Here is a 17821-nt window from a genome sequence, read left to right on the forward strand (position 1 = left end):
GGTAGGTGCCGTCACCGGCGGAACGCCACGGCGGACTCGACGCCCTCGCCGATCGTGCCCGTGATGTGGTTCCCGGCGACGGCCTCGCCGAACAGGTCGCTGACGGCGTTGAGGATGAACTGGCTCTGCCGTTCCTCATCGCCACCGCCACCGCCACCGCCGCCGCCTCCGCCGGCGCCGCCCATGCCTCCGCCCATCATGCCGCTGCCCGCACCGCCGGAGCCGCCACCGCGGTCGCCGGAACCTCCGGGCCCGCCGTTGTCACCGTCCCCGGAGTCGGCCGCAGGGCCACCATCGGCGCTGTCGCCCATGTCGGCGTCTCCGAGGCTGCTGCCGCCGGCCTCACCGGCACCACCACCGAGCGCGTCGTCTCCCAGGGACGAACCGAGATTGGATGCGGGCGCGGTGGAGTCGTCGGCACCACCACCGTCGGCGGCTTCGGCGGCGGGCGCCTGGTCGCCACCCGGCTGGCCGGCCGGGGACGGCTCCGCGGCCGGTGCGCCCCCACCGGATTCGGGCGAGCCGCCACCGGCCGAGCCCATGTCGTCGGGCATCGACGGGCCACCACCCGCGGCCGATGCGGACGGAGCGGCCTGCATCGCTTCGCCACCCGATTCTGCGGGCGTACCGCCGCCTGCGGCACCGAGGTCACCCGTGACCGATCCCGCATCGGCGGCACCCACGTCGGACGGGGCCGGTGGACCGCTGTCCTGAGCCGCCTGCGCAACACCGCCCTCGGCGGCATCGGCCTGACCGACCGGCCCCGACTCGGCGGTCATGCCGCGAGCTGCGAACTCGGCACCGCCACTGCCGGGCCGCATGCCGTCGCCCGCGGCCGACGGTTCGCTCTGCTCCTGGCCGAGGGTGTAGGTGGTGGGTTCGCCTTTGCCGTCGTCGACGGTCACCTTGGTGGGTCCGTCGGGTCCGTCGGGCTGTTCGGCGACGATCTCGGTCTCGCCGTCCTGGATGCGGATCTTGCCGTCCTCGTCCGGCGTGTAGACCTTCTCGTCCTGGCCGCCGCCCTGCGCGCCGTCAGCCCCGTCACCGGAACCCTGCGGACCGAAGTCCTGCCGGCCCGGCTCGCCGGGGTTCTGTCCCTGGCCGGCGCCCGGGCCCTGGTTCTCCCCTCCGGGCCCCTGGCTCTGGCCAGCGACCTGGGCGGGACCGCCCTGGTTCGGAGCACCTGGCTGCGCACCTCCGGAGGCGTCCTCGCCGTCGCCGAAGTCGAGCTTGTAGTCCTTGAGCTGCCCGTTGCCGTCGTCGACGGAGATGTTCATCTCGCCGTCGGCGTTGGGCTCGGCGAGTTCGAACTTCTTGTCGCCCTGCTCGACGGTCAGCCTGTCGCGCTCGGTGGCGTCCTTGACGGCTTCGCCGGTTTCAGGGTCGATCGGGTACGGCTCGCCGGTCTCAGGGTCGGTTTCGAGCTCGCCACCCGTGACAGGGTTCTTCTCCTCGCCCGCTTCACCCGGTTCGCCCGGTTTCGGCTGACCGCTGCCACCCTGGCCGGTTTCTCCCGGCGCCTGCTCACCGGCGGCGGCCGGGTCGACCGAGGCCTGCGGAGGCACGGCCGGCGAACCTGTAGGGGAACCACCTGGTTGCTGCGGTCCACCACCTGTCGGCGGCCCACCGCCCTGAACAGGACCGGCGGTCTGCGTCGCCGTCTGCTGGTCGGCGGGAACAGCAGGTTTGTCGCCCCCCTGGTCACCGAATACTTGCCCCAGATTCTTATTCAGGGCGTTAATCATTTCAGAGTAGTTTGTCTGAATACCCCCGACGTACTCCTGCCCAACACCATGGAACTGTTGGGCCTTCTGCTCATAGGCACCCAGAAACGCCTTGAGCTGATTTTCGGCATCCTTCAGGGCCTGCCTACCACGCTGAAGCTCCTGGTCGATGTTGTCACTGTTGATGACTTCAGAGAACTTGTAGTCCTGAAAATCGAACAAGGAAGATTGACCACGGGGCACACCGCCGCTGTACATCCCGAACGACTGAAGCTCCATAAAGCCACCAGCGATATCTTGAAAGACATTTGTGTCCTTCATTTCCTCGAGGCGAGAAATCCCGGAAGGAAACTGCTGAACCACCGCAATGAGCGTGTCGATGTCGGACGGAACCAAGCCCGAAATTCTGCCATTCCCGTACATGTCGAGTACAACCTCGACGTACTGCGCCACACACTCCCGGACTGCATCGATGCCGGCCATCACACTGTCAGCAGACGTGTTGAGCGCCTGCGAGAGATCACCAGCGTTCTTGTTGATCGCACTGTTTCGCTGGCCCGCCGCATCCTTGGCCTCGCCGACCCAGTCGGCGGTTCCGTCCTGCCATGCCCCGTTCAGTGATTCCTTGATCTCACCGACCTTCTCGTGAGTGTCCGAGAAGGAATTGGAGTCCTGCCAGAAGCAGTGGAACTCGATGCCACGGAACTCATCCAGGCCAGCCCGGATATCGTCCGGCTTGTTCCCGTCCGCCGAGTACTTCGCGGTCGCACCCGCTTTACCCTGACCCGAATTCGGGTCGTTGATCTCGGCTCGCGGCATCTCACGCTTCCCCGGATCACCGGAATCAGCGTTGTATCCCAGAGATTTTACTTCGGTGTACTTCGGGTAGAACTCACTGAAGAGCTTGACGATCAGCTTGGCCTTGTCGATGATCTGATCCGAAGACCGATACGACTTGAGTTCCTGCAGGCTGTCCTTCGCATCCGATATTTTACCCTGATGCGCTTCACGTTGCGCCCTGCGCAAAGACCGCTGCGCGTTGTACAGATTCTCGAGCGGAGCCTCTCCGCCCCGCTTTATATCTTCCGCGTCGTACCCGTACTTGTTGGAGTACTCGTCGATCTCCTGGACACTGACCATGTCCGCGTTGGACAGCGCCATCAGCATCTGCCCGCGATGCTCCGGCGAGACACTCGGGTCATCGAGCAGAGTCTTCATCTCTTTCAGCTCTGCATCGGTGAACATCGACTTGGCCGTCTTTTGCGCCGCTTCGGCGCGGGCCTCCTGGCCAAGGATTCCGGAGAGAGCGGTAGAGGTCTTGCCATCCATCCTCAGACCCCCTTCGAGGCGATGGTCTCCGCGTTCACGGTCTCGCCGTCCTCGTACGCCTTGGCGGCTTGCTTCATGTTGTCGCCCAGGTCCGCGGCCTGTTCACCGTACTTGGTCACAGCATCGCGGTACTTCTTGATCGCCTCGGCATACGGTTTCGCGGTATCCGACCAGGCTTTGCCGACCTGCGCCTCCCCGACGTCGGTCTCCAGCCTTCCGCCGACCTCCTTCAGCTGCCCACCGTCCTGGGTGTACGCATCACCGGCCGCGCGCAGCTTGCCGACGTCGACTGTTTGTCCACCGGCCATCGGTTCCTCCCCCTGTTGCATGTCGTGCAGGTCGAGCTTGTCTCTCACGGTTCAGACGCAACACGATGACGTCCGGTGCCGTTACGAAAGCACAGAGAAACATACCGAATCGCCCGGGTCTACGGGCGGGAACAGCCGCCCGACCTGTACGTGACCAGCGCCGCAGGAGTCGAAGCCCCGGTCACGGGCACCTTCCGGATGCGGCGCCGCGAGTGTCGCGCCCGTCATCCGAGGCGGCGCCCGGGACGCGGGTAATCGGCGTCACGCGACCGCGGCGACCACTCCGGCCAGCCGGTCGGCGGCTGCCTGCGCGGTGGCCTCCGCCTTGGCCTCGACCATCACCCGCACCAGCTGCTCGGTGCCCGAGGGGCGCAGCAGTACGCGTCCCTCCTCGCCCAGCTCCGAGGTCACCGCGTCGACAGCATCCTTCACGGCCTGCGACGCCGCCACCGCCGCCTTGTCGGCGACCCGGACGTTCACCAGCACCTGCGGGAGCCGCTCCATCACGGCCGCCAGCTCGGCCACGGGTTTGCCCGTCGCCGCAGCCCTGCTCATGAGCCGCAACGCCGTCAACAGCCCGTCACCGGTCGTCGCGTGCGCGGGCAGCACCACATGGCCCGACTGCTCACCGCCGAGCGCGAAGCCACCGGACCGCAGTTCCTCGAGCACGTAACGGTCGCCGACGGCCGCGGTGCGCAGCGTGATGTCGTGTTCCTTCATCGCCAGGTGCAGGCCGAGGTTGCTCATCACCGTGGCTACGAGCGTCGTGTGCGCCAGCTCGCCGCGCTCGGCCATGTCCAGCGCCAACACCGCCATGATCTGGTCGCCGTCCACGAGCGTGCCGTCGGCGTCCACGGCCAGACACCGATCCGCGTCGCCGTCGTGCGCGATCCCCAGGTCAGCGCTATGAGAGAGGACCGCCTCCTGCAGCCGCGACGGATGCGTCGAGCCGCACCCGTCGTTGATGTTCAGCCCGTCCGGCTCGGCGTGGATCGCCACCACCTCGGCGCCCGCCTTCCGGTACGCCTCGGGCGCCGCCGCCGACGCCGCGCCGTTCGCGCAGTCCACGACCACCTTCAGGCCCGACAGCGCGTGCGGCGTCGCCGCCACCAGATGCGCCACGTACCGGTCCAGCGCATCGTCGACGTCCCGCACCCGGCCGACCTCCGACCCCGTCGGACGCGCCTGCCCCGGCCCGCGACCCGCGAGCGCGGCCTCGATCTCGTCCTCGATGCTGTCCGGCAGCTTGTGCCCACCCTCGCCGAACAGCTTCACGCCGTTGTCGGGCATCGGATTGTGCGACGCCGAGATCATGACGCCGAAGTCGGCGCCCAGGTCGCCGACGAGGAACGCCACCGCAGGCGTCGGCAGCACGCCGACCCGCAGCACGTCCGCACCCGCCGACGTGAGCCCCGCGACCACCGCGGCCTGCAACATCTCGCCGCTCGCCCGCGGATCCCGCCCCACGACGGCCACGGGACGGTGCGACCGGTCGTGCGCCGCCAACACCCCCGCGGCGGACGCAGCCACCGACATCGCCAGCTCCGGTGTCAGCTCACTGTTCGCGAGACCGCGCACGCCATCGGTGCCGAACAGGCGGGCCATACGTTCCTCCAACTGCAACTTCTCGCGCCTCACGACGCTTCCGAGCCCACCGTGGGCACTGCACGCCGCGCGGACAACTTAGCGACACACGCGCGGGCGATACCGGCGGGTCACCGTTTGCACTACGGCCGGTGCCCGACCGGCGACATTCCGCACCCGCAGACGCCGCCGCGCGCCGCCCGAGGGACGGTGGCCGGCCGACGAATGCGCAACACCCGCCCCGGAAACCACAACACGCGCCCTGAGGACCGCAACACGGTCTCCGGAAAACGCAACACGGGGCCCGGAAACCGCAACACGACGGCTTCGGTACCCGGACACGCGAAAGCGCCCACCCGTGTATCGGATGGGCGCTTTCGCGTGTTGCCGCGCGCGCATGTGACGCACGCGACCGGAAGTCTTCGCCGAACGTCAGCGCTTGGAGTACTGCGGCGCCTTGCGGGCCTTCTTGAGGCCGTACTTCTTGCGCTCCGTCGCACGCGCGTCACGCGTGAGGAAGCCGGCCTTCTTCAGCGCCGGACGGTCGTCGGCGTCGATCTCGGCGAGCGCACGGGCGATGGCCAGGCGCAGCGCACCGGCCTGGCCCGACGGGCCGCCACCGCGGAGGTTCGCGGAGATGTCGAACGACTCGGGCTTCTCGACCGTCACCAGCGGCTCACGGATGAGCTGCTGGTGCACCTTGTTCGGGAAGTAGTCCTCGAGCGGCTTGCCGTTGAGCTTGAACTGGCCGCTGCCGGGCACGAGGCGCACCCGGACGACGGCCTCCTTGCGCCGGCCGACCGTTTGCGCGGTGCCACCGGCGGCGCGAGACGGCTTCGGCGCAGCCGGCGTCTCGCTCATCACAGCCGCTTCGGTGGCGGCCTCGGTCTCGGTGCTGGTCACAGGCTGTTCCTCACTCACTTGGTCACCTGAGCGATCTTGGTGATCTCGTGCGGCTGCGGGTTCTGCGCGGCGTGCGGGTGGTCCGGGCCGGCGTACACCTTCAGCTTCTTACCCATGGCACGGCCGAGCTTGTTCTTCGGCAGCATGCCCTTGATGGTCTTCTCGAGAAGGCGCTCCGGCTTGTGGTCCAGCAGCTCGCCGAACGACTGCTTGCGCATGCCGCCCGGGTAGCCGCTGTGGCGGTACGCGAACTTCTGCTCGCGCTTGTTGCCGGTGAGGGCGACCTTCTCGGCGTTCACGATGATGACGAAGTCACCCGTGTCCACGTGAGGAGCATAGGTCGGCTTGTGCTTGCCGCGCAGCAGCGTGGCAACCTCGGTCGCGAGCCGGCCGAGCACGACGTCCTGGGCGTCGATCACGTGCCAGGCACGGGTGACATCGCCGGGCTTAGGGCTGTACGTGGGCAAGGGTCTACCTCGTCGTCAAGATTGCTTGTGGGTAAGTGCGGGCCGGCCGCAAACACTCGGCGCGCGCACAGACTACGAAGATACCCGGTCGCTTCGGAGAGCATGGAAGCGGGGTCGGGTCGGCCGGTCATCCTAATACCGGCGACCCCGGCGGCCCAACAGGCCGCACCGGCGCGTCGACCTCCGGCGCGCATCAGTCTACGCACCGCCCCGACCAGGCCCGAGAACCCCCGATGGCCTCTCGACATACGCGCGGACGGGGCCATGCGCGAGACCGACGACACCGGGCCGTCGCCGCGTTGTCCACGCGCGCGCACGCGAGAGTCGCGCACCTGAGGGTGAAGCGTCCCGGCACCACCCCCAGGCATTTGCTCCCCAGGCATTTGCTCCCCCGGTACCGCTCCCGAGACATGGCTCTCGCCATCACGCCCGGCACAGCTCCCGGCGTCCGCACATGCGAAAGCGGGCCCGGCCGATACCGGACCCGCCTCACACTGCGTCGTCAGCCGACAGCCGGAGCCGTCTCAGCCGAACATGCCCTTGATGCCCTGCTCCGTACCCTGGTACGAGTCGGCGATCTGCGGCAGCGCGGTCGCGATCTGCGCGAGAACCTGCTTCAGCTCGTCGAGCGAGTTGTTCCAGTTCTGCTGCAGCTCCTGCCAGGCCGCCATGGCCTCGCCTTCCCACTCGCTGGTGAGCGGGGCGAGGTTGCTCTTCAGCTGCTCGAACAGGGCCTCGAGCTCCGAACCGGTGGCCTTGCAGTCCTCGGCCGCGGTCTGGATCGTCGCGTAATCAACCTTAATTCCGGACATGGTCTCTTCTTCCCTCCAGAAGTCTTAAGAAATGAAGTGGATCAGGATGCGGGAGCGCCTGCTCAGAGGCCGCCGAGGACGTTGCCGATGTTGCTGATGGCGGAGTTCTGCTCCTCCTCGGCCTGCTGGTACTTGTGACCCGACTGCTGGAGCAGGTCGGCGATGTCCTGCAGCGCCTGGTTCAGCTTCAGGTTCTTCTCGTCGAACGCGGCCATCACGTTCTGGAACGCGCCGGCAGCCTCGCCCTTCCAGCCTGCCGAGGTGGCCTCGATGTTCGAACGGAGCTTCTGCATGTTGGAGTCCATCTGAGTCTTGGTCTCCGACACGTCCTGGAACGCCTTCTGGAACTGCTCCGGTGTCCCTGCAAAACCGCCAGCCATTGGGAATGACCCCCTTCGTAAGTGGTTCGGTCGAGTACTTCCTCGTTGGTACTGACCCTACGACGAAGACCCTGCCACGGTCGGTTCCACGATGTCCCACGGGATCTGGAAGTAGTTGCTCCCGTAAACGCGACAGGTCGGAACCACCGGGAACCGACGTCGTTTCCCCAGGTCAGAACCACTCGAGTGGCGATGTGCATTCGTTTCCGAAAGCGCGCGTGAACACGTCCGGGTTACCGGCGAAGGATCGAATCCCACCATGGTCGGCGGTGGTTTGCGAAAGCGACAGCAGCGATTCGCAAACGCGACCCCCGCGGTTTGCGAAAGCGATCCTCGAGAGGTCGGGACATTGCCCGAACCCGGGACGCAGCACTCCGCCCTGCCCCGCTGCGCGGCAGCGCCCGGCCCGCGTGGCTCCGTGCGATGCACGGTCGGTTCGCGGAGCCGCGTCTCGTTGGTGGCGCTGCGCGTCAGTTGGTGAAGTCGAGGGTGCCGACGATCTGGCTGCACCCCGTTTCCAGCCGCTGCTCCATCTTCACGATGCGACAGCCGATGCTGACTTGCGCCTTCCCGTTGGCCTGGACGTACCACTTGATGATCACACCCTCGGACGGGAACTCCTCGTAGTAGATCGTGTCCTTGTCGGCGTAGGTGTGGTGCTCACGGAAGTTGCGGTACTTGCCGGGGCTCTGCGAGTTCGCCTCGTCGGCGTCGGCGCGCAGGGTGTCGTAGAGCTGCCGGTGCTGCTCGCCCGCGTCGAAGTCCTGCTCGATCTGCTGGACGACGACCCGGTCGGAACCGTCGGAGCCCTTCGGGGCGAACGCGACCCGCGCGCGTTGCGTGTCCTCGAGGAGCTTCTCCCATCCTTCGGGCGCCACGAACGAATAGGAGAACCGCGCGATCTCCGTGCCGGGCGGCCGGTCGTCGCGCAGGAAGAAGAACCAGCCCGCCGTGCCGGCCACCAGCAAAGCGACCAGCGCAGCCGCGGACCACACGAGTCCTCGACGCCTCCGCTTCGGTGCGCTCTGCCCGTCAGCGCCGTCGGTGCGGGAACCCGCGGGCTGCCGATACCCCTGCGACGGCTGGTGACCGAATCCGTACGGCCCGGACTGGTGCGCACCACCCGGCTGCTGACGCGGGAACGGCCCGCTCTGCGGATACGCCTGCGGAGGCTGTCCGTGCCCCGGGGACTGAGTCGCCCTGCCTTGCAGGCCCTGCTGGTTCGGACCCTGCTGGGTCGGTGCCTGCTGTGTCGGACCACCCGGGTGCCGACCGTGCCGGTTCGGCCCGCCGTGCCAGGCCTGCGGCGTACCGGACTGTGGGGTGCCGGACTGTGGTGTGCCGGTCCCGGGATGCGGTGTCCCGGAATGCGGTGCGCCCGAATGCGGTGGGCCTGAATGCGGTGTCTGCCCCTGGTCCGGGCGCCCGGAACCCGCCTGCGCCGGGGCGCCCGGCCCGCCCTGGATCGCGCGGTTCGCCTCGTCCCGGCCGACGACCGTCGTGGTCTCGCTGCCCCGCCCCGGCAACGCGGCCGGCACGGAACCGCCACGGTCAGGGATCACCTGCACGGCCCGCAGCGCGCCGCGGGCGACGACCGTTTCCGGCTGGTCGAGCGTCGTCGGCACCACTCCGGTGCGCTCGTGCACCAGCCTCGACATCATCGGGATCCGGCTCGACCCACCCACCAGGAAGATCGCCGTCAGCTGCTTGGCCCGCAGCTTCGCGTCCTCGATCGTGGCGAGCGTCAACTCGACGGCCCTGCCGAGCGGCGAGGCGATCAGTTCTTCGAGCTGCTCACGCGTGACGTGGGCGTCCGCGAACGGCGGCGGCATCGGCACGTCGGTGTAGGCGTGGCGTGACAGGGTCTCCTTCGCGCCGCGGATGTCCTGCCGGAGCACCCGCCTGCGCCTGCGGTCGGCGAGCTCGCGGCCCTGCACCAGCTCGTCCCACGCCTCACGGTCCGCAGCCGGCACGAGCGACCCGACGTGTTCGAGTAGCGCCTGGTCGATGTCCGCACCGCCGAAACTCGGATCACCGCGGGTGGCCAGCACCTCGAAGGCCGTGCGCCGCTGCTGCGACTCCGTCCTGCGCACCACGCTGACGTCGATCGTGCCTCCGCCGAAGTCCAGCACGGCCAGCGTGTCACCGGGACTGCCGGTGAACGCGACCGTCTTCTCCGGGTTGTCAGCCTTCGCGGGCGCGTACGTCGCGGCGTGGAACACCGCGGCCGCCACCGGTTCCGGCACCAGCGCCACCTCGTGCCCCAGTCCCGACGCCGCCTGCCGCAACAGTCGCGTGCGCACCGCGCCCCAGTCGGCGGGGTGCGTCAGCACGAGCAGGTCGACGTCGGCGTTCGCCGCGAGCCTGCGGGCCTCGCCCACCGCCCGGGACAGCACCGTGCGGACGACGTCGACGACCGGCAGCACCGTGTCACCCAGCAGCAGCTCACCTTCGTCGATGCGCCGCTTCGGCGTCGGTTCGAACCGCGCCGGGTCGACCGCGGCCTGCCGTTCGGCCTCCTGACCGACGAACAGCGTGCCGTCGCTGTGGGCGTACACCGCGGACGGCATCAGCGGCTGCCCGTCGATCACGACGACCTGCGGTTGCCGTTCCCCGATCGCCGCCACGACACAGGTGCTCGACGTGCCGAAGTCGATCGCGACGCGAAAAGTCACCGGTCGCCTCCGAGATCAGAGGCGACCGGTGACCGGTTCGACAGCGCGGTGATCACTCGGGGTTGATCCACGAGACATGCATGAGCTGTTTGCCGACCTTGCGGCTGACCAGGTTGCCACGGCCCGGAGGCATCGGCCCCGCCTTGACGTTGCCGAGCAGCTGCCCCTCGTCCTTCGACCCGTTCATGACGATGCCGGGCATCGCCAGCTCCTTGAGCTTGCCGAGGATCGGGTCCATACCGGTCCGCGCGGCACCACCGGTGCGGCGCGCGACGATCATGTGCAGACCGACGTCCTTCGCCTGGGCCAGGTACTCACCCAGCGGCCGCAGCGGGTTGTTCTGCTGGGTCGCCACGAGGTCGTAGTCGTCGACGATCACGAACAGCTCCGGTCCCTGCCACCACGAGCGGTCCCTGAGCTGCTGCGGCGTGACGTCCGGGCCGGGCAGTCGCTTCTGCATCGACCCGGCGACCTCCTTGACGATGCCGTCGAGCTGGTTGGCCGACACGACGTACGACAGCACCTGGTCGCCCTCGACGAAGCCGAGCATCGTGCGGCGGTAGTCGACGAGGATCAGCACCGCTTCCTTGGCCGTGTACCGGTCGGTGATGCCCCGGACGATCTGCCGCAGCAGGTTCGTCTTGCCGGACTCGCCGTCGGCGTACGCCAGGAAGTGCGGATCCGCGTCGAAGTCGAGGTACACGGGCGCCAGCTCGTCCTCGTCGACGCCGATCGGCACCAGCTTCGAGTCGCGGCGGTGGTCCATCGCGAGCAGGTCCTCGTACGGCATGACCTCCGGCAGCAGCCGCACCTGCGGCGCCTTCCGGCCGTGCCACGCGGCGTTGATCTTCGCGACGGCGTCGCTCACGCCCTCACCGATGGTCTCCGCGTCGCTCGAGCCGTCGATCCGCGGCAACCCGCCGAGAAAGTGCAGCTTGTCGCGGGTCAGACCGCGACCGGGCCTACCCGCCGGGATGTTCACCGCGGTGCGGCGGTCGATGTCGGACTCGCTCGGGTCACCGAGACGTAGCTCGAACCGCGTACCCAGCATGTCCTTGATGGCCGGGCGGATGTCGGCCCACCGGTTCGAGGCGATGACCACGTGCACGCCGTAGGCCAGGCCCTGCACCGCGAGCTTCGTGATCTGCGGTTCCAGCTCCTCGAAGTCGTCCCGCAGCGCACGCCAGCCGTCGACGACGAGGAACGCGTCGCCGAACGCGTCCTGGTCGGCCGTGATGTCACCCCGGCGCTTGCGGTTACGGAAGTCGGCCATCGAGTCGACGTTCAGCTCGCCGAACCGCGCCTCACGCTCGTTGGCGAGCGTCGTCAGCTCGGCGACGATCCGGCGGGCCTTGTCGGGATCCCGCCTCGCCACGGCCACACCACCGACGTGTGGCAGGCCGTCCAGCGAGGCGAGCGTGCCGCCGCCGAGGTCGATCGCGTAGAACTGCGCCTCCTGCGGCGTGTGCGTCAACGCCATCGACATGACCAGCGTCCGCAGCAACGTCGACTTGCCCGACTGCGGACCGCCCACGACCGCGCCGTGACCCGTGGCGCCCGAGAAGTCGGCCCACATCGGGTCGCGCCGCTGCTCGTACGGGCGGTCGACGATGCCGAGCGGCACCTGCAGCTTGCCGTTGCCGAAGAATCCGACCGGCGACAGGCCGCGCTCCTCGGTCGGGTTGAGGTTGGGCAGCAAGGTGTCGAGCGAGTTCGGCTCGTTCAGCGGCGGCAGCCACACCTCGTGGGCCGGCGGGCCCTGGCCGACGAGCCTGCCGACGATGACGTCGAGCTCGCTCGGCTCGACGGCCTCCTCCGACTCGGGCTGTTGCGGTTCCGGTTCCGGCTCCGGTTCGGGTTCCGGTTCCTTCGGCAGTTCGATGTAGTCGGGCACGAAGCGCTGCGGCCGCTTGTCCGCGCGCACGACCTTCGCACCCGGCGCCGCGGCCTTGATGCCCGCGGGCCGGTAAGGACCGGACACATAGGACGCCTTGAACCGTTCGAGCGTCGACGTGTCGTACTTCAGATAGCCACCGCCGGGCACCGACGGCAGCTCGAACGCGTCCGGCACGCCGATCGCGGCGCGGGACTCCGCGGCCGAGAACGTCTTCAGGCCGATCCGGTACGACAGGTGCGAGTCCAGACCGCGCAGCTTGCCCTCTTCGAGGCGCTGCGAGGCCAGCAGCATGTGCATCTGCAGCGAACGGCCCAGCCGGCCGATCGCGACGAACAGCTCGATGAAGTCGGGCTTCTCGCTCAGCAGCTCGGAGAACTCGTCGACGACGATGAACAGCGCGGGCAGCGGGTCGAGGTCGGCACCGTTCTCGCGGGCCTTCTCGTACTCCCACACGTTCTTGAAGTTGCCGCCGTTCTTGAGCGCCTCCTGGCGGCGGTTCATCTCACCGGCGAGCGCATCCTTCATACGGTCGACCAGCGTGACCTCGTCGGCGAGGTTGGTGATGACCGCCGAGACGTGCGGCGCCTTGTCCAGACCGAGGAACGTCGCACCACCCTTGAAGTCGACGAGCACGAAGTTCAGCGACGTCGACGAGTGCGTGGCCAGCATGCCCAGCACGAGCGTGCGGAGGAACTCGGACTTGCCGGAACCGGTCGCACCGATGCACAGGCCGTGCGGACCCATGCCCTCCATCGCGGCTTCCTTGATGTCCAGCTCGACCGGCTGGCCCATCTCGCCGACACCGAACGGCACGCGGTAGCGGTCGCGCACCGGGCGTGGCCGCCACGCCTGCTGCACGTCGAACGTCATCGGGTCGCCGGGGATGCCCAGCAGTTCGAGCAGAGACGGGTTGGACAGCAGCGGCTGTTCCTCGCCGTCCTCGGCCGCGGCCGTGCCGATGCGGTACGGCGACAGCTTGCGCGCGAGCGCCTCCATCTCGACGAGGCTGAGCGTGTCGGGCGCACCGAACCACTCGACGCCGCCCGCGCTGCGCGCACCCAGCCGCTCGGGCTCGGCGACCAGGCGCAGACCACGCCGGGCGGCGAGCGTGCCGATCGTGTCGGAGAGGTCGACCAGCGTGACGCCGACCAGCCCCTCCTCCAGCAGGATCCGCTCCTCGCCGGTGACGTCGGCGTCGTCGAGGACGATCACGATGTGCGGCTGATCCGGCGGGGGCGTGGCGTTGCGCGAGAACCGCTGCCGGTCGCGCAGTTCCTCCTCCAGCCACTGCTCGAGCTGCGCGAGCGAACCGGCCATCATGCGGAGCTGGCCGATGCCGTCCGACAGTGTCGGATGCTGGGTGTGGGGCAGCCACTTGGCCCACTCCCACTCGGCCTTCGACCGGCCGGTCGACGCGACCGCGATGAGCACGTCCTCCGGGCTGTGGAACGTGACGAGCTGCGCGAGCGCCGCCCGCGTCAGCCCGCGGACGAGTTCCCGCTCGCCCTGCACGCCGACGGCCGCGAACCCGCGCAGCGTGATCTGCGTCGGCAGGTCCGGGACGATCGAGTGCGCGCGCACGAACCGACGCAGCGCGAGCGTGGCGATCGGCTCCAGCTCGTCGACGGGGCCGGTCTGCGGCGGCACGAGCCGCGTCGCCAGCCGGTGCGCACTACGGCCCACCCGCAGGTGGAGAAAGTCCTGGTCGTTCTGCCTGCGCTCCCACATCCGGCGCGTGGCCGCCATCGACCACAGCGTCTGCGGATCCGGGTGCACCCACTCCAGCGAGGCGCGCTGCTCCTCCATCGCCTCGCGAGCGCGTTCGCGCATCTGGCCGAGGTACCGCAGGTAGTCCTTGCGGTCCTCGTTCATCTCGGCCTTCTTCTGACCGCCCCCACGGCCGCCGCCCGCGAACATGCCGACCATCGACATGATCATCATCATCGGCATCATCATCATGAACGGGCTGGGAGCCTGCCCCTGCTCCAGCCGCGGCACCATGATCATGCCGACCATGCCGAGCATCGCCACGATCATGACGACCGGCAGGATCTTCATCATGATGTTGCCCGGAATCGCCCGGGGAACCTCGGGTGGCGGCTCAAGGTGAACCTCGCCGCCCGGAGGGCGGGGCGCAGCAAGACGTGGCGACCGCTTGAACTGCAGCGTGCTCACCGAAAAGACCCCTCTTCAACTCGGCTGATCGAGTCGCCATGCGAGCGGCCACGTACGGGCCGAATGCTGGCAGAGACCACACGGTAGCGAACGAGAGCAACCTGCGATCCACAGACCGGCGAAGTCATGGCCGCCTTTCGGCGAATCCGTCCCGCCGAGCGGCCGAGTGCGCTAGAAACGGCACGCGGCCGCGTGAGACAGCCGTAGGCGTCCGGGCAGGCGAACGGTAAGTTCCCGTGCGCGGTATAAGTACCGGGTCAGCGACACATCCAGGTAGGGGGACAACAGGTGGCAACGGGCACGACCGTATTCAGCCGGGTCACGGTGGTCGCACCGAGCACCCGCATCGACGTCGCACTGCCGGCCGACGTGGCCGTTGCGGACCTGATGCCGATGCTGCTGGAGATGGCCAAGGAGGTCTCTCCCGACGGCGGCGCTCGGCACGGTGGCTGGGCACTGGCCAAGCTCGGTGACGCTCCCCTGGACCCCAGCCGCACGCTCGCCTCCCTCGGTGTCGTCGACGGCGAGCTGCTGCAGCTGCGCAAGCGCAACGAGAACCCGCCACCGCCGCTCTACGACGACGTCGTCGACGCCATCGCCGAGGCCGATCCGGACGGCTTCCGCCCCTGGAGCAAGGAGACGGCCCGCAAGATCGGCCACGCCGCGGGCGGCCTGTCGGCCGTGCTCGCCGCGCTCGCCCTGTTCCTCGGCGGCATCGGCGGCTACGCGCTGTTCGCCGCGATCGCGGCCGGCGTGGTGGCCATCGCCGCCGTCGCGCTGGGCGCCACCCTCGTCCGCGCCTACCAGGCCGTCTCGACCGGCGTGCTGATCTCCGCCGTGGGCGGCCTGCCGATGGCGTTCGTCGCGGGCTTCTTCATCGTGCCGCTCGATACCTCGATCCGGCCGAACCTTCTGCTGGCCAGCGCACTCGTGGTCGTGGTCGCCGCCGCCTCGATCATGATCATGGGCACGGGCCTGACGACCTTCATCGCCGCCGCGACCGCGGGCGTGTTCGGCGTCGTCGCGTTCCTCGTCGCCACGCTCGTCGACCACCCTGCGCCGGGCGTCGCCGCGGGCACGGCCGCCGTGGCACTCGGCTGCATCTCGATGCTGCCCCGCGCGACCATCTGGCTGGCCAAGCTGCCGCTGCCGACCGTTCCGGGCACCGCCGACGAGCTCAAGGAAGACTCCGAGATCCCGGACTACTCCGACATCGAGCAGCGCACCAGCTCGGCGCACAACTACATGACGGGCCTGCTCGTCGGTTGCGGCGCCGTCACCGCGCTCGCGGCCATGCTCACCGCCACCTCCGGCGACATCTGGGGCATCCTCACCGGTGCCATCGCCACCGTGGTGCTGCTGCTGCGCGCCCGGACGTACGCCAACGGCGCACAGGCCGTCGCACTGCTGGTCACCGGCATGGTCTCCGCGGGCGGCATCCTCATCGGGTGGCTGCAGGGCGCCGAGCCGTTCGACCAGCTGCTGTGGGCCAGCATCGCGTTCGTCGTGCTCTCCGCGGGCTCGGTCGTACTGGGCGTCGTGATCCCGAACCAGCGGTTCTCACCCCCGGTGCGCCGCACGGTCGACATCCTCGAGGCCGTCTGTATCGCGGCGGTGCTGCCGCTCGCGCTGGCGGTCATGGGCCTGTACTCGTTCTTCCGCCACCTCGACCTTCTCGGCTGACGGCGGGGGCGGACTCGCACGCGGCCGACAGCAGGCCACGCAGGCACGGCAACAGACGTCAAGGGGGTTTCGGGTGCGTTCGGTCGGTCCACACGCCGGTTCGAGATCTGCCGGCCGGTTCGGTGCCGGTCCACGGACCGGTACGCGCCGGACGGGACCGGCCCGCCGGATCTCCGCGGTACTGCTCACCGCCGCCATCGGTGCCACGACGGCACTCGTCCCGTCGCTGCCCGCGGCCGCCCAGGCGGATGCCTGGACACCGCCGCCAGACACCGGCCTGCCGCCCGTGGGCGGTCTGAAGATGAACGGGCCGGACGAGAACTACGAGCTCCACACCGAATGCGTGAAGGCCGCCGAACTCGAGGAGGCCGACCGTCTCCGGCAGGCCCCGTGGGGGCAGCTCTACCTGCGGCTCGACGAGGCCCACCGGATCCTGGCCGCCGAGGGCAAACAGCCGGGCGCGGGCGAGACCGTCGCCGTGATCGACACCGGCGTCGAGGACGGCCACCCGTACATGAAGGGCCCCGACGGGAACAGCCGCGTTCACGGCGTCGGCGAGTACGTGAAAGAGGAAGGCGGGCCCGGCGTCCGCGACTGTGACGGCCACGGCACCGAGGTCGCGGGCATCATCGGCGCGAACACCCCACCCGACATCGGCTTCCAGGGCGTCGCACCCCACGTGCGGATCAACGCGATCCGCCAGTCCAGCCAGTACTACGAGAAGAGCGACGAGCCCGCGCAGCCGCAGAACCCGGGCGGCGGCCAGAACGGCGGCGACGGCGGCGACGGCGGTGGCCAGAACGGTGGCGACGGCGGCGGCCAGAACGGTGGCCCCGGTGGTGACGGCGGTGGCCCCGGTGGTGACGGCGGTGCAGGCGGCGACGGCGGTGGCGACGCCGGCACCGGCGAGTCCTCGGCCACGGGCACGTCGCAGCGGCAGGCCGACAGCGAGGAGGGCGCGGGCACGCTCGCCACGCTCGCCGCCGCGATCATCAGGGCGGCCGACGAGGCGCCCGGCAGCGTCATGAACGTGTCGATCAACAACTGCCAGCCCTTCTCGACGACCATCGACGCCGAGAACAAGAAGCTTCAGGCCGCCGTCAAGTACGCGCACGAGGTGAAGGACGTCGTCGTCGTGACCGCGGCGGGCAACGTCGGCGAGAACTGCCAGCAGAACACCGACTCGGACCTCAACAAGCTCAACTCGATCGTCTCGCCGCCGGTGTTCTCCGACCACGTGCTGTCGGTGGCCGCGATCGGCGAGGAGGGAACCGCGCCGTTCAGCATGAACGGTCCGTGGGTCGGCGTCGCCGCGCCCGGCACGAAGATCATTTCGCTGGACCCTGCGGAGAACTCCGACCGCATCGTCAACCAGACGATCGACCCCAGCGGCAACGCGGCCCCGATCGAAGGCACGAGCTTCGCGGCACCGTACGTCTCGGGGCTGGCCGTCCTCGTGCGGCAGATGTACCCGAACCTCACGGCCACGCAGGTCATGGAGCGCATCAAGTACACCGCGCACCACCCGGCCACCCCCGACGGCCACGACCAGTACATCGGCGAAGGCGTCATCGACCCCGTCGCCGCGCTGACCGCCGACGTGCCCCAGGAGATGGGCGTCCAGCAGATCCAGCAGCAGCCGCTGCCCGACGACCTGCCGCCCGCGAACATCCCCAACTGGACACCGTTCGCCGTGGCCGTGACCGGGTCCGCGGGCGCGCTGGTGGCACTCGGCGTGACGATGTTCGTGGTGCACACCGTGCGGCGGAAACAGAAACCACCAAGGGCCTCGGCGAAGGCGTCCTCCTCCGGCTCACCGAGCTGACCCCGCTCGCCCCGCTTGTCCTGCAGAGCCCGCAGGGCCGTCACAACGCGCACGCCTGC

General features: G+C 69.1%; 11 protein-coding genes. 2 read left to right on the top strand and 9 right to left on the bottom strand.

Features of this window, described 5'->3' with window-relative positions:
* Positions 1-11 precede the first annotated feature (11 nt).
* The 9 genes from FHS23_RS00545 to eccCa form a co-directional block, all read right to left on the bottom strand.
* Positions 12-3053, bottom strand: a complete 3042-nt coding sequence (locus tag FHS23_RS00545) for a hypothetical protein (RefSeq protein ID WP_183646091.1) — start codon at positions 3051-3053, stop codon at positions 12-14.
* A 2-nt stretch (positions 3054-3055) separates the two neighbouring features.
* Positions 3056-3409: a WXG100 family type VII secretion target gene (locus FHS23_RS00550; RefSeq protein WP_343053544.1), complete on the bottom strand. Its 354-nt coding sequence runs from the start codon at positions 3407-3409 to the stop codon at positions 3056-3058.
* A 213-nt stretch (positions 3410-3622) separates the two neighbouring features.
* Entirely contained in the window at positions 3623-4966 is a 1344-nt protein-coding gene (glmM, locus tag FHS23_RS00555; protein WP_183650506.1) for a phosphoglucosamine mutase, read from the bottom strand.
* Positions 4967-5377: 411 nt separating this feature from the next.
* The gene (gene rpsI, locus FHS23_RS00560) at positions 5378-5848 is read right to left on the bottom strand and encodes a 30S ribosomal protein S9 (protein WP_183646093.1); all 471 of its coding nucleotides are present in this window, start codon (positions 5846-5848) and stop codon (positions 5378-5380) included.
* A 14-nt stretch (positions 5849-5862) separates the two neighbouring features.
* Positions 5863-6315: a 50S ribosomal protein L13 gene (gene rplM, locus FHS23_RS00565; RefSeq protein ID WP_183646095.1), complete on the bottom strand. Its 453-nt coding sequence runs from the start codon at positions 6313-6315 to the stop codon at positions 5863-5865.
* A gap of 524 nt (positions 6316-6839) precedes the next feature.
* Positions 6840-7127, bottom strand: coding sequence for a WXG100 family type VII secretion target (locus FHS23_RS00570; RefSeq protein WP_183646098.1), 288 nt, complete (start codon positions 7125-7127; stop codon positions 6840-6842).
* Between the two features lie 62 nt (positions 7128-7189).
* Positions 7190-7507, bottom strand: a complete 318-nt coding sequence (locus FHS23_RS00575; RefSeq protein WP_183646100.1) for a WXG100 family type VII secretion target — start codon at positions 7505-7507, stop codon at positions 7190-7192.
* A 470-nt stretch (positions 7508-7977) separates the two neighbouring features.
* Entirely contained in the window at positions 7978-10182 is a 2205-nt protein-coding gene (locus tag FHS23_RS00580) for a type VII secretion-associated protein (RefSeq protein ID WP_183646102.1), read from the bottom strand.
* A 52-nt stretch (positions 10183-10234) separates the two neighbouring features.
* Positions 10235-14254: a type VII secretion protein EccCa gene (eccCa, locus tag FHS23_RS00585; RefSeq protein WP_183646104.1), complete on the bottom strand. Its 4020-nt coding sequence runs from the start codon at positions 14252-14254 to the stop codon at positions 10235-10237.
* A gap of 288 nt (positions 14255-14542) precedes the next feature.
* Here eccCa and eccD point away from each other — a divergent pair, with 288 nt between their 5' ends.
* On the top strand, positions 14543-15937 hold the full coding sequence (gene eccD / locus FHS23_RS00590) for a type VII secretion integral membrane protein EccD (protein WP_183646106.1): 1395 nt from the start codon (positions 14543-14545) through the stop codon (positions 15935-15937).
* Between the two features lie 73 nt (positions 15938-16010).
* Entirely contained in the window at positions 16011-17762 is a 1752-nt protein-coding gene (locus FHS23_RS00595) for a S8 family serine peptidase (RefSeq protein ID WP_343053545.1), read from the top strand.
* Positions 17763-17821 lie beyond the last annotated feature (59 nt).

Origin of the sequence: Prauserella isguenensis (assembly GCF_014191605.1) — a bacterium.
GTDB classification, from domain to species: Bacteria; Actinomycetota; Actinomycetes; order Mycobacteriales; family Pseudonocardiaceae; genus Prauserella; species Prauserella isguenensis.

Coding starts and splice junctions, on each gene's coding strand:
- FHS23_RS00575 (WP_183646100.1), bottom strand. CDS start 7,507: ATGGCTGGCGGTTTTGCAGGGACACCGGAGCAGTTCCAGAAGGCGTTC.
- glmM (WP_183650506.1), bottom strand. CDS start 4,966: ATGGCCCGCCTGTTCGGCACCGATGGCGTGCGCGGTCTCGCGAACAGT.
- FHS23_RS00570 (WP_183646098.1), bottom strand. CDS start 7,127: ATGTCCGGAATTAAGGTTGATTACGCGACGATCCAGACCGCGGCCGAG.
- FHS23_RS00545 (WP_183646091.1), bottom strand. CDS start 3,053: ATGGATGGCAAGACCTCTACCGCTCTCTCCGGAATCCTTGGCCAGGAG.